At 64.8% G+C, this 11,221-nt stretch carries 13 protein-coding genes; 6 read left to right on the top strand and 7 right to left on the bottom strand.

Annotation, left to right across the window (positions count from 1 at the left end; all coding sequences use genetic code 11):
* The 6 genes from AC1DY5_RS26085 to AC1DY5_RS26060 form a co-directional block, all read left to right on the top strand.
* On the top strand, positions 1-735 hold a 735-nt coding region (locus AC1DY5_RS26085; protein WP_478116079.1), incomplete at its 5' end, for an NAD(P)H-dependent flavin oxidoreductase.
* Complete coding sequence (locus tag AC1DY5_RS26080) at positions 732-1,160, top strand: Zn-ribbon domain-containing OB-fold protein (RefSeq protein WP_478116078.1); 429 nt, start codon at positions 732-734, stop codon at positions 1,158-1,160. The genes AC1DY5_RS26085 and AC1DY5_RS26080, both read left to right, overlap by 4 nt.
* 32 nt (positions 1,161-1,192) lie before the next feature.
* Positions 1,193-2,818, top strand: coding sequence for an ATP-dependent acyl-CoA ligase (locus AC1DY5_RS26075; RefSeq protein WP_478116076.1), 1,626 nt, complete (start codon positions 1,193-1,195; stop codon positions 2,816-2,818).
* Positions 2,819-2,826: 8 nt separating this feature from the next.
* The gene (locus AC1DY5_RS26070) at positions 2,827-4,098 is read left to right on the top strand and encodes an NAD(P)/FAD-dependent oxidoreductase (protein ID WP_478116075.1); all 1,272 of its coding nucleotides are present in this window, start codon (positions 2,827-2,829) and stop codon (positions 4,096-4,098) included.
* Between the two features lie 24 nt (positions 4,099-4,122).
* Positions 4,123-4,443 carry a 2Fe-2S iron-sulfur cluster-binding protein gene (locus AC1DY5_RS26065; RefSeq protein WP_478116074.1) on the top strand — a complete coding sequence of 107 codons (321 nt, stop codon included), beginning with the start codon at positions 4,123-4,125 and terminating at the stop codon, positions 4,441-4,443.
* A gap of 14 nt (positions 4,444-4,457) precedes the next feature.
* Positions 4,458-4,673 (top strand): ferredoxin, encoded by a 216-nt coding sequence (locus AC1DY5_RS26060; RefSeq protein WP_478116072.1) that lies wholly within the window; start codon positions 4,458-4,460, stop codon positions 4,671-4,673.
* Positions 4,674-5,919: 1,246 nt separating this feature from the next.
* Here the strand turns inward: AC1DY5_RS26060 and AC1DY5_RS26055 are convergent.
* The 7 genes from AC1DY5_RS26055 to AC1DY5_RS26025 form a co-directional block, all read right to left on the bottom strand.
* Positions 5,920-6,822, bottom strand: coding sequence for an SDR family NAD(P)-dependent oxidoreductase (locus AC1DY5_RS26055; RefSeq protein ID WP_478116070.1), 903 nt, complete (start codon positions 6,820-6,822; stop codon positions 5,920-5,922).
* A gap of 32 nt (positions 6,823-6,854) precedes the next feature.
* Positions 6,855-7,724, bottom strand: coding sequence for a MaoC/PaaZ C-terminal domain-containing protein (locus AC1DY5_RS26050; protein ID WP_478116068.1), 870 nt, complete (start codon positions 7,722-7,724; stop codon positions 6,855-6,857).
* 26 nt (positions 7,725-7,750) lie between these two features.
* Positions 7,751-8,530, bottom strand: coding sequence for an enoyl-CoA hydratase-related protein (locus AC1DY5_RS26045; RefSeq protein WP_478116067.1), 780 nt, complete (start codon positions 8,528-8,530; stop codon positions 7,751-7,753).
* Positions 8,531-8,545: 15 nt separating this feature from the next.
* Positions 8,546-9,685, bottom strand: coding sequence for a thiolase family protein (locus tag AC1DY5_RS26040; RefSeq protein WP_478116065.1), 1,140 nt, complete (start codon positions 9,683-9,685; stop codon positions 8,546-8,548).
* Between the two features lie 12 nt (positions 9,686-9,697).
* Positions 9,698-10,123 (bottom strand): Zn-ribbon domain-containing OB-fold protein, encoded by a 426-nt coding sequence (locus tag AC1DY5_RS26035; RefSeq protein WP_478116064.1) that lies wholly within the window; start codon positions 10,121-10,123, stop codon positions 9,698-9,700.
* 44 nt (positions 10,124-10,167) lie between these two features.
* Positions 10,168-11,031, bottom strand: coding sequence for a MaoC/PaaZ C-terminal domain-containing protein (locus AC1DY5_RS26030; protein ID WP_478116062.1), 864 nt, complete (start codon positions 11,029-11,031; stop codon positions 10,168-10,170).
* A 4-nt stretch (positions 11,032-11,035) separates the two neighbouring features.
* Positions 11,036-11,221, bottom strand: a 186-nt coding sequence (locus tag AC1DY5_RS26025) for a hypothetical protein (protein ID WP_478116060.1), incomplete at its 5' end; no start/stop codon positions are given.

Below are 11,221 nucleotides of genomic sequence, written 5' to 3'. Positions count from 1 at the left end.
ATCATCGAGTCGGGCGTGCGCATTATCGAGACCGCGGGCAACAACCCGAAGACCTTCATCGAGCGCTTCAAGCAGGCGGGCGTCGTCACCATCCACAAGTGCACCAGCGTCCGCCATGCTCTCTCGGCGGAACGCCACGGCGTGGACATCGTGTCGATCGACGGGTTTGAATGCGCCGGCCATCCGGGCGAGGACGACATCCCCGGCCTGGTGCTGATCCCCATCGCCGCCAAGGCACTGCGCATTCCCATCATTGCCTCGGGAGGTATTGGAGACGGACGCGGCATGGCCGCTGCGCTAGCGCTGGGCGCGGAAGGGGTGAACATGGGCACGCGCTTCGTGTGCACTCAGGAAGCGCCGGTGCACCCCGTCAACAAGCAGGCCCTGGTGGCCCGCAGCGAACGCGACACAAACTTGATCTTCCGCACCCTGCACAACACGGCGCGAGTATTGAAGAACCGCGTGTCCGACGAAGTGGTGGCCACCGAACGCCGCCCAGGCGGCTGCGAGTTCGCCGATGTCCGTGCCCTGGTGATCGGCGCGCGCGGACGGTCCGCGTGGGAGAGCGGCGACATCGACGGCGGCGTGCTGACCGCAGGCATGGTGCTGGGTCTGATCGATGACGTGCCCAGCTGCGCCGAGTTGATCGAGCGCATGGCCCACGAGTGCCACGGGCATCTGCAGCGCGCCTTGTCCTTCATGCAGGCACCGGCGGTTTCGGAAGTGAACGCATGAATCCCTCGATCGCAGCCATCCCGCGTCGGCATCTTCCAGCGCTGACTCCGGAGAACAGCTTCTTCTGGCAGGCCGGCGAGTTCGGGCAATTGCGCTTCATGCGCTGCCCGGCCTGCAGTTTCTACGTTCACCCGCCGCTGCCGATTTGCCCGCAATGCCAGTCACGCGAAGTGAAGCCGGAAGCAGTCTCGGGCGTCGCCACGGTAGCCAGCTACACCATCAACCGGCAGGTGTGGGAGCCGGGACTGGAGGCACCCTATGTCATCGCGATCGTCGAGATCAACGAACAGCCCGCCGTGCGCCTGAGCACCAACATCGTCAACTGCCCCATTGAAGCGATCCACATCGGCATGCGCGTGCGCGTGGTGTTCGACCACCGTGAAGACGTGTGGCTCCCCCTATTCGAGCCGCTGCAGGCTGCATGAATATTCCCCAACCCCATCCGAAGCAAATCCCCATGAAACAAACCCAAGAGTTTCCGGTCTGGCAGCCGGGCACGCAGGACACTGTCACCGCGGCGGTCGCGCGATCCGCCGCCCAGTTCGCTGATCGCGTGTTCCTCGACTTCACCGGCGACAAGTACACCTACGCCGAGATCGACCGGGAGTCCAACCGGCTGGCCAACGGCCTGGCCAGCCTGGGCGTGAAAAAGGGCGACCGCGTGGGCACCGTGCTCGACAACAATGTGGAGGCCATACTCTGCTGGTTCGCGATCAACAAGCTAGGTGCCATCAGCGTGCCGGTGAACACCGCCTACAAGGGCGAGTTCCTGCGCCATCAGTTGGACGACTGCGGCGCCCAGGTGCTGATCGCCGAGGTCGACTATGCCAAACGCATCGTCGAAATCCAAGATGGACTACCCCAGGCGACGCGGCTGCTGCAACGCGGCGGCGTTCTGGTGCAAGCCCAGCGCCTTGAAGTCAGGGCCTTGAGCTCCGTATTCGGTGCCCCCGACCCCCTGCCCGAGGCAAACAAGCCCGAAGACCTGGCAATGCTGATCTACACGGCCGGCACGACGGGCCCGTCCAAGGGCTGCATGATCACCCACAACTACGTATGCAATCTGGGCCGTCAGGTCGTCCTGATGGAAGGTCGCGAGATCGACGACTGCAACTGGACCGCTCTGCCGCTATTCCACATGAACGCCACCGGCGGTTCGGTGCTCTCCTGCATGTTCGTCGGTGCGCGAGTGGCGATCTATCCGCGGTTCTCGGTCTCGCGCTTCTGGCCAGAGATCGAGCGCAGCGGCGCCACCGTGGCCAGCCTGCTAGGCTCGATGGTGACCTTTCTGGCCGAGGCGGAGGACAACGAATACTCCAAGCGCTGCTTCGGCCAACTGCACACCGTACGCGGATCGCCCTTCCCTGCCCCGCTGCAGGAGAAGTGGATCCGCCGATTTGGCGTCAAGACCGCCGGCTCCAACTCCTATGGCCTGACCGAAGCCGCGCGCGTGAGCACCCTGCCCGCCGGGGAAAATGCGCCCCCAGGCTCTTCGGGTCGCCGCAACGACGACTTCGATGTGCGGATCGTGGACGACAACGACCAGGAACTGCCACCGGGCACCCCAGGAGAAATCATCGTCCGCCCGCGCCGCGCCCACGTGATGTTCGAGGGCTACTGGAACCGCCCGGCCGACACACTGAAAGTGATGCGGAACATGTGGTTCCACACTGGCGACATCGGCAAGTTCGACGAGAACGATTTCTTCTACTTCGTCGACCGCAAGAAAGACTACCTGCGCCGACGCGGCGAGAACATCTCCAGCTACGAGGTGGAGACCGGGCTGCGCGGACATCCGGCCATTGCCGACGTGGCGGTGCATGCGGTGTTCTCGGAGTCGGGTGAAGACGATGTGAAGGCCACGGTGGTGCTGAAGGAAGGCCACGCGCTGACCGAAGAGCAGCTGTGTCGCTGGGCGGTGGATCGCCTGCCCTACTTCACCGTGCCACGCTTCTTTGAATTCCGCAGTGACATGCCGCGCAATCCGGTCGGCCGGGTGCTCAAGTACGTGCTGCGCGAACAAGGTTGCACGCCGACCACCTGGGACCGCGACAGCTCGGGCTTCGAACTTGTCAAGCGCTGAGGTGTGACATGTCCACCGATCCGCAAGCATCCGTCCTGATCATCGGCGCCGGCCAAGGCGGAGCCGAGTGTGCCTTCACGCTGCGTCAGCTCGGCCACACCGGCCCGGTGCGGATCGTGGGCGAGGAGCCTGTCTATCCCTATCAGCGCCCGCCCCTTTCCAAGACCTACCTGAACGGCCAACTCGACCTCGAAGGCTTGCTGGCCCGCCCCATCGCCGCCTACAAGCAGGCACAGATTGACGTCTCCATCGGCCTGCGTGCGGAGCGCTTGGACCTGGACAGCAAGCAGGTGGTGTTGTCCGATGGCAGTACGGCCTCGTACGACCATCTGGTGCTGGCCACTGGCGGGCGCGCGCGCCGGCTTCAATGCCCCGGTCTGGCGCCGGATGCTCACCTGCATAACCTGCACCACCTGCGCAGTGTGGCGGACGTGGATCACATCCGCCGTCAATTCCACAAGGGCGCGCGCCTGGTGCTGGTGGGTGGGGGCTATATCGGCCTAGAAGTCGCGGCCGTGGCCGCCAAGGCGGGCCTGCACGTCACCGTGCTCGAAGCCCTGCCGCGTGTCCTGGCCCGGGTGACGGCGCCCGAGTTGTCGGCCTTCTACGAAAGCGTGCATCGCGAGGCCGGCGTCGACATCCGCACAAGCACCAGCGTCGCCAGCATCGAGACCACGTCTTCCGGCGATGCGGTCAGCGCCGTGCTCTGCGGCAACGGCACGCGCCTGCCCGTGGACCTTGTGATCGTCGGTATCGGCCTGATCCCCGGCACCGAACTGGCCCACGCCGCCGGCCTGGCCGTGGACAACGGCATCATGGTGGACCCGTTCACCCACACATCCGATCTCGACGTGCTGGCCATCGGCGATTGCGCCCGCTATCCCAGCAAACTCTACGACCGCCTGCTGCGCATCGAGTCGGTCCCCAACGCACTCGAACACGCGCGCACGGCAGCCGCAACGATCTGCGGCCAGCAACGTCCGCACGACCCAGTGCCCTGGTTCTGGTCAGACCAATACGAGCTGAAGCTGCAGATGGTCGGACTGTCCGAGGGCTATGACCGGCTGGTCCTGCGCGGCGACCCTGCGCGACGCTCCTTCACCGCCTTCTACCTGCGCCAGGGTCAGATGATTGCCGCCGACACCGTGAACCGGCCCCAGGAGTTCATGCAGTCCAAACGCCTGGTCGCACAGGGTGCAAGACTTGACCCCGAGGCCTTGGCCGACGACGCGATTCCCTTAAAGTCGATGATTGCTTCGGCAACACCATCAAGCGCATAAATCCATTCAATGGACAGACACATCATGCCCAAGATCACCTGGATCGAATTCAACAACACCACGCACGTCGTGGAAGAAGAGGTCGGTCGCTCACTCATGCAGGCTGCACTAGACCACCTCGTTCCCGGCATCGTGGCCGACTGCGGCGGCAGCTGCAGCTGTGCCACCTGCCATGGCTATATCGACCCCGACTGGGTGTCGCGAGTGCCGGCCCCCGATGCCAACGAAACATCGATGCTCGAGTGCGTGCTCGACGGCGCCGAGAACAGCCGGCTGACCTGCCAGATCAAGATCACCCCCGAGCTCGACGGCCTGGTGGTGCGCCTGCCCAAGTCTCAGTTCTGATCAAGGGGCAGACAATGAAGATCATCGCCGACATCAAGAAATGCTGCGGTCATGCGCGGTGCGCCAACGTGGACGAAACCCTGTTCGTGCTGGATGACAACGGCTATATCGCGGTGAGCGAAATCATCGTGCCGCTTGGCCAGGAGACTCTGGGCCGGCGCGGCGCCCGCGCCTGCCCAGAGCGCGCGCTAACGATTGTGGAAGACGAAGCGCCCAAGCCTGGCGGCTAATGGGACTATTTGCACGACTCTTACGGATTTGCAGCCCCCACACCCAGGACTGGCAACTGATCAATACGCCAAGCGCCGCAAGAACGACCTGCAGGGGGCCGGTGTAGCGGTAGTGAGCAACTGCACATCGCCGATTCGATTCGCTGCGCCTGCGCCCTCATCGCCTTGGAACTCCGCGGCCCCTGCGCGCATCGAAGGTTGACGATTACGCCCTCGACAACGATGGCCTCGGCCGAGTGCTTGTTGAAAGCATCGCCGGCCCTGTGAAATGCATCTTCGCCAAGAAGATCAGGTGCTCTTCAGTGACGTCCTTGAACAGCACGCGCGGCGCGACGCCGGCGCGGTTCACTACGAGGTGCGTGATGAACGAGGCATTGGCGGTCTCGGCCGATTCCCCTGGGCGCACCTTGCGATCATCGCGGCGATCGCATTCGTTCGCGCCTTGGCACCGCGGGTGAGCGGCGTCAGGATCGGCGCAGGAGAGACCGCGTTTGACGCGCACGCCGCGCGCGGCGTTTTCGATCACGACCGAGCACAGGTCCGGCCCGGCACAGCGCGCTTGCTGGAGGTGTCAGCCGACCCAGGGCCCAAGTGTTCGTAGATCCAGGCGGTGTCGACCACTGCGCCGCCAACGGCTTTGGCGACGCGGCCCGACATTGCTCTCGGACTCGGACAGCGCGGCCCGCATGGCGAGCGGTTCCGCCCTGCTCGCGAACCCGATTGGCGAAAAGCTCGGCGTTGTCGCCCTGGGTGCCGCTCACCAGCACCTTGGCGCCCTTCAGCGCCAAGTGTCGCGCGATGGTTTCGCCCGTGCCTCCAACGGCACCAGAGGCTCACCGCTGCGCGAACGTGTCTGTCATGCGTTGCGCGGCGTCAGCGACGGCCGCCGGCCAAGAGGTCGCCGATCGAATGGGGCCAGGCCGGCGGGACCGCATAGTCAAGACGAGAAGACGGCCGGCTCTCAGGGCCTGCCATCGGGAACTCCTGGATCAGGGTCTGAACGGGATCAGTACCTGACACCAGAACCCCGCATGCCACAAGGACCAAGAGCACTAGGCCTCTTCGGGTTGCCGACCCTCTTGCGGTGCGATCGCGGCGTGCATGACTTGCATCGTGGTCCATGAGCGTGTCCCCTTTTCCTGTGAAAGATCCGTTCATAGCTGACGTTGTATCAGTTCTTTTAAGTTCTCGATCCCCAGGAAATCCCTGACTCACCCGCAAGAAAAATAGGTGGGCGCGCTGCGCCTCAGATCGGATCCCAGGGCGTGATCGCCATCGAGGGCACGTTGGCAAAGAAGCTCGGCTCCATGGCCGGCATCGCGTGCTCTTCGATGGTCTGCGGCGTCCAGCCTTCGCTGCGCTGCAGCGAGCGGAGGATGCGCGGCTGGCTGAAGAGGTAGATCTCGTTCGCGCGCACGCCGAAGATCTGGCCCGACACCTTGGCACCCGCATCGCTGGCCAGGTAGACCGCCAGCGGCGCGATCTTCGCGCTCTCCATCTTCTTGAGCTTCTCGATACGCGCGATGGCTTCGGGGGTGTCGGCCGGGATGTTGGCGGTCATCGCCGTCCAGGCCCAGGGCGCGATGCAGTTGGAGCGGACATTGAACTTGGCCATGTCCATCGCGATCGATTTCGACAGGCCGACGATGCCCATCTTCGCCGCCGAGTAGTTACTCTGGCCGACATTGCCGATGAGGCCGCTCGTCGAGGTCATGTGGATGTAGCTGCCGCTGGCCTGGCTCTTGAAATGTTGTGCTGCTGCACGGGCGACGAAGAAAGACCCGTTCAGGTGCACATCCACCACCGTCTTCCATTCCTCCGGACTCATGTTGAAGAATATGCGGTCGCGGGTCACGCCCGCGTTGTTGATCACGCAATCGACACGTCCAAAGGTGTCAAGTGCCGTCTGGATGATGCGGTTGGCCGAGTCCCACTCGGCGACGCTTTCCACCGCCGCCACGGCCTCACCGCCGGCCGTCTCGATCTCGTCTACCACCAACTGCGCCGCTGCCCGCCCATCGGCATTGCGTGCCATGTCGTTGACCACCACCTTCGCGCCATGCGCGGCGAAGGCCAGCGCGAAGTCACGTCCGATGCCTGCGCCCGCGCCGGTGATCACGACCACCTTGTCTTGCACCTTGCCTGTCATTTGATCTCCATCAGTATTTTGTGAATTGGTCTTCAGGGCGCGATTTCCACGACACCCTGGTCCAGCACGACCACGTTGCGCTCATCCACCCGCGCACGCAGTCGCAGGAGCCGCTCGCTCTCGCGCCACAGCTGCACTTTCACGGTCTCGCCGGGATAGACCGGCGACGTGAAGCGCAGGCCCAGGGCGCACAGGCGCGTGGCGTCGTAGTCCAACTCGCTGCGCAGCACCGCATGGGCGGCCATGCCGTAGGTGGCCAGCCCGTGGAGGATGGGACGCGCAAAGCCGGCCCGGGCCGCCACACTGGGGTCGGCATGCAGCGGGTTGTCGTCGCCTGAGAGGCGGTAGATCAAGGCAGCCTGCGGCAGCGAGTGCATCTCCAACTCCACGTCTGCAGCGCGCTCCGGCATCTTTGGCAGCGCCTCCGGGGCGGGATCGGACATCCCGCTCGCGGCGCTGAAGCCGCCATCGCCCCGCAACATGCTGAGGTTGCGGCTCTCGACCAGCAGTTCGCCGTCTTCGCTGCGGATCTCGCGCAGCACCACGCCGATGGCGCCCTTGCCTTCGCCCTTGTCGGTGAGGGAGTGCACGCGGTTGCTGACCACCACCGTGCCCGCCGTCGGCAGCGGGCGATGAAAACGCAGATGCTGCTCACCGTGGACCAGGCGCAGCGCATCAGCTCCAGTACGAGGGTCTTTCCACCAGGCGCCTGGCGCCCCCATCACGGCGGCCATGGTGGGCATGACCTGCAATCCGCCTTCATAGACGTAGCGCAGTTGCCGTGCATCGCAGGGATCGGCACCGATGCCGATACCCAGAGCGTAGATCATGCAATCGCGTGCCGCATAACGGTAGCGCACATCGTCAAAAGCCCAGTTCTTGACGACTTGGTAATCGAGCATCGGAGAACCTCAGCAAGGCAATGAATTCAGTGACCCGTCCAGCGGGGTGAGCGTCGTTCGGCGAAGGCTCTGGGGCCCTCGATGGCATCGCCTGATGCGCGCATGCGCAGGACCGCCGGGAGCGCGTCCTGCTCGCGCAGGGCCTGCTCCAAGTCGGCCTGGGCCAAACCGGTCAAGATCGTCTGCTTGGACGCCCGCACCGCCAAAGGAGCCAGCGCCAGGATCTGCTCCGCCCACCGACGCGCCGCGGCCACCGCCTGGCCGACCGGCACCACCTCATTGACGAAGCCCAGACGCTGAGCCTCTGCAGCCACCGCCCGCCGGCCGGTCAGCGCCATGCCCATTGCCGCCTTGAGCCCGATCTGGCGCGGCAGGCGATGCAGACCGCCGGCCAAAGCCGCCAAGCCCACCTTGGGCTCGGGCAGACTGAAATGGGCCTGCTCGGTGGCGACCACGAGATCACAGGCCAGGGCCAACTCGAATCCGCCACCCGCAGCCAGCCCATTGACGGCGGCAATGACCGGCTTGTCCAGATCAAAGCGCGAAGTGAGCCCGCCGAAGCCGCTGGCTGGCATGGCCTGCCGACCTTGCTCGGCACGGAAATGCAGATCATTGCCGGCGCAGAAGGCCCGGTCGCCCGCACCGGTCAGGATGACTACCCATTGACCTGGGTCCTGTGCAAACGCATCAAAGGCCGAGGCCAGTTCGTGGTGTGCGGGCGGGTGCAGTGCATTCAGCCGTTCAGGCCGCTCCAACACCACCAGCGTCAGCGGGCCTTCGCGTTCGACACGGATGAACTGGTACACCCTGCCTCCAAGCGATCAGGCTTTTTCGAGGATGTGTACGGCGCAGGCGCTGCCCAGGCCCACAACATGGGTCATCCCGATGCGTGCGCCCTGTACCTGCCGCGCGCCGGCTTCGCCGCGCAGATGCGTGCAGATCTCGTACACATTGGCGATGCCGGTGGCACCCAGCGGATGGCCCTTGGATAGCAGGCCGCCGGACACATTCACCGGCACACGCCCGCCCAGTGCCGTGGCGCCGCTGTCGATCATGCGGCCGCTCTCGCCGTCGGCACAGAGGCCGAGGTTCTCGTAGTGCAGCAGCTCGGCGGTGGCGAAGCAATCGTGCAGCTCGACCAGGTTCACTTCATCGGGGCCGATGCCGGCCATCTCGTAAGCTGTCTTGGCGGCCAGGCGCGTCACCGTGTTGACGTCCTGCATGACCAGATTGCGCGGAGTGAATGGATCGCTCGCCAGGGCCGAGGCGCGCACGCGCACTGCGCGGCCCATCAGGCCCAACTCGCGCACCTTCTTCTCAGACATCAGCACGGCCGCCGCGGCGCCGTCGACGTTCACCGAGCACATCAGCTTGGTATTCGGGTAGGCGATCATTTCCGACCCCAACACCTCTTCCAGCGGCGTTTCCTTCTGGTACATCGCCTTGGGGTTCATCGTCGAGTGGTGGTGGTTCTTCACCGACACCTGGGCGAACTGCTGCAGCGTGGTGCCGTACTTGCGCATGTGCTCCATCCCCACCATGGCAAACACGGCAGGCATGGTCTCGGAGCCGATCAGACCTTCGGCCGGCAGAGGCTCGTTGCCCACCTTCTTTTTGACGATCATGCCGGCGGCCATCTTCTCGACGCCGATGCACAGCACTGTGTCATAGAGGCCGGCCTTAAGGGACGTCCAGCCTTCGCGCAGCGCGGTCGCGCCAGTGGCGCAGGCATTGGTGCAATTGACGACCGGGATCCCGGTCTGGCCGATCAGCTGCAGCGTGCGCTGGCCGGTCATGGTCTCGCCGATATTGCCACTGTAGAGCGCCTGGATGTCGCGCATCGAGAGGCCGCAATCGTCCAGGGCACCCAGCGCGGCTTGAGCCGCTAGCTGCACCACGGTCTTGTCGGCGTAGCGACCGAACTTGATCATGTCGATGCCGACAACGTAGATGTCCGCCATGGTGTCTTTCCTTCAAGCGGGAACGAAGAAATGCGCGAGAAAGCCAGCCCCTTCGGCGTTGGCAAGCTCCGCACCACGGAAGACCATCCGCACCGGCATGCCGAACTGCAATCGGCCCGGATTGGCTTCGACATCGAGCAGGTTGCCCTTCACGGTGCCCCCGTCCTTCAAGTCGACGATGGCCGAAATGAAGGGCACCTTGATGCCCGGGTAGCTGCGGTAGACGATGGTGTAGTTGTAGAGTGTGCCCTCGATGCCCATCTTCATGGCCTGCATCTCGCCGCGCTTGGTGCAGTGCCCGCAGTCCTCGCGCTGACCGAGATAGATCGCGCCACATGCCGAGCAGCGGCTGCCCTTGAGGTAGGGCGCGGCGCCATCTGCGGGAACCTCGGTGTAGGAAGTGGCAGGCTTGAGCGCCTGCCCGTCGTTGCTGTCCATATGGATGTTCCTCTCTGATTGGGAAGGCAAGTCGAGGGCTGCGTTCAGCGCAACTCCGTCCTGCCGTTCTTGATGACCATGACGCCGCGGGCCTTGACCCGGGCTTCGAACAAAATCGTCTTGCCTTCGCGCCACAGGTCGACGGTGAGCGTGTCCCCCGGCAGCACCGGTGCTGAAAAGCGTGCGGCGTGACTGGCGATGAGATCGGAATCGAAGCCACAGAAGGCCTGCAGCACGGCGCGGCACGTGAGCCCGTAAGTGCACAGGCCGTGCAGGATGGGCCGCTCGAAGCCGGCCACACGTGCAGTCTCGGGATCGGCATGCAAGGCGTTGCGGTCACCGCTGAGCCGGTAAAGCAAGGCCAGATCGGGCCGGGTGGGCAGATCCAGCGTCACATCCGGTGCGCGGCTCGGGCGCGCCACTGCAGATTCGCTGCCTTGCGCCGGCCCGCCAAACCCGCCGTCGCCGCGGGCGAAGGCCGTCCGCGTCAGCGTTGCAATCAGGGAACTGTCACCTGCATCGCGCAGCACGGTTTCGCGCACCACCACCGCGCCCTTGTCGACGCCCTTGTCATAAACCGCCGCGACGCGGCTGTCCGCCACGATGCGCCCCGAAGCCGGGATCGGCCGGTGCAACAGGGTCTGCTCTTCACCATGCAGCGTGCGGCGGCGGTCCAGCCCGATGCGCTCGGGGCCGATGCCCGCGCCCCAGGCGGCGACCGTAGCGAAGGTAGGCATCACCCGCAGCGCTTGTTCACAATTCTCGTAGACGTAGCGCAGCTCGTCCGCGTTGAGCGGGTCGCTGCCCAGCCCCACTCCGAGGGCATAGAGCATCACATCGCGTTCATTCCATTCGAAGCGCCGGCCCTCTTCGCGCAGCTCGAGCACGCCTGGATAGTCGATCGCCATGATCTTAGGCCTTGCTGGTGGGCCCGTAAGCGTTGACGTATTTCAGTTCGCGAGCAGGCATCAAGATCTGGCCCTTGGCGATGGCTGCCACCAAGTCACGGGCAGTGAAGTCTGCCGGCGGCGTGAAGCCATGACCCATCTCCATGCGGATCTCGCTGACGTAGCCGCCGCCCGCCAGCAGGGTCTTGCC

It is taken from the genome of Variovorax sp. P4_D9, assembly GCF_056401695.1.
This window is presented reverse-complemented; position numbering and strand designations above follow the sequence as displayed.

Coding starts and splice junctions, on each gene's coding strand:
- AC1DY5_RS26080 (WP_478116078.1), top strand. CDS start 732: ATGAATCCCTCGATCGCAGCCATCCCGCGTCGGCATCTTCCAGCGCTG.
- AC1DY5_RS26075 (WP_478116076.1), top strand. CDS start 1,193: ATGAAACAAACCCAAGAGTTTCCGGTCTGGCAGCCGGGCACGCAGGAC.
- AC1DY5_RS26070 (WP_478116075.1), top strand. CDS start 2,827: ATGTCCACCGATCCGCAAGCATCCGTCCTGATCATCGGCGCCGGCCAA.
- AC1DY5_RS26065 (WP_478116074.1), top strand. CDS start 4,123: ATGCCCAAGATCACCTGGATCGAATTCAACAACACCACGCACGTCGTG.
- AC1DY5_RS26060 (WP_478116072.1), top strand. CDS start 4,458: ATGAAGATCATCGCCGACATCAAGAAATGCTGCGGTCATGCGCGGTGC.
- AC1DY5_RS26055 (WP_478116070.1), bottom strand. CDS start 6,822: ATGACAGGCAAGGTGCAAGACAAGGTGGTCGTGATCACCGGCGCGGGC.
- AC1DY5_RS26050 (WP_478116068.1), bottom strand. CDS start 7,724: ATGCTCGATTACCAAGTCGTCAAGAACTGGGCTTTTGACGATGTGCGC.
- AC1DY5_RS26040 (WP_478116065.1), bottom strand. CDS start 9,685: ATGGCGGACATCTACGTTGTCGGCATCGACATGATCAAGTTCGGTCGC.
- AC1DY5_RS26035 (WP_478116064.1), bottom strand. CDS start 10,123: ATGGACAGCAACGACGGGCAGGCGCTCAAGCCTGCCACTTCCTACACC.
- AC1DY5_RS26030 (WP_478116062.1), bottom strand. CDS start 11,031: ATGGCGATCGACTATCCAGGCGTGCTCGAGCTGCGCGAAGAGGGCCGG.